The sequence below is a fragment of the Bradyrhizobium sp. STM 3809 genome, assembly GCF_000239795.1.
GTDB lineage: Bacteria > Pseudomonadota > Alphaproteobacteria > Rhizobiales > Xanthobacteraceae > Bradyrhizobium.
Genome location: NZ_CAFJ01000369.1, coordinates 1 through 667, shown reverse-complemented (window position 1 = coordinate 667; position 667 = coordinate 1). Strand labels below are relative to the sequence as shown.

Below are 667 nucleotides of genomic sequence, written 5' to 3'. Positions count from 1 at the left end.
CCACGCCTTCACCCTGCCGATGGCGCTGTGCTGGCCGGACCAGAAATGGCCGGTGCGCGTGGTGCCCGTGGTGGTCAACACGGTGCAGGCGCCGCTGCCCTCGGCCGCGCGCTGCTACAAGCTCGGCCAGGCCTTGGCGCGGGCGATCGAGTCCTGGCCGAAGGACGAGCGCGTGGTCGTGATGGGCACCGGTGGTCTGTCGCACCAGCTCGACGGCGAGCGCGCGGGCTTCATCAACAAGGATTTCGACGAGAAATTCATGGCCAGCATGGTCGACGATCCCGCCTGGGCGACGAAATACTCGACCAACGAATTGGTCGAGCTGTCGGGCACGCAGGGCGTCGAGCTCCTGAACTGGATGGTCGCGCGCGGGACGTTGCCGGAGAAGGTCCGCAAGGAGCATTCCAACTATCACATCCCGATCTCCAACACGGCGACCGGGCTGATGGTGCTCGAGCCGGCGTAGCGGCTGCTGCCGTTCCTGCTGGTCAGGACATGATGACTCACATCCGTTCCGACAACTGACATCACGCGGTATGGGTCCCGGCTCGAGGCCGGGACGACCCCGGAGATCGAGGCGGGGCCCTGCCAGAAACTCGGCTGTCGTCCCGGCGAACGCCGGGACCCATACCGCGGATGCTATCGAGGAACGTCGCTGGAAGTTGCC

Annotated in this window: 1 protein-coding gene; it reads left to right on the top strand. The window is 66.1% G+C overall.

Going from position 1 to position 667, the window contains the following annotated elements; all coding sequences use genetic code 11:
* A partial coding sequence (locus BRAS3809_RS19155; RefSeq protein ID WP_035656931.1) for a DODA-type extradiol aromatic ring-opening family dioxygenase occupies positions 1 to 466 on the top strand: 466 nt, incomplete at its 5' end.
* Positions 467 to 667 lie beyond the last annotated feature (201 nt).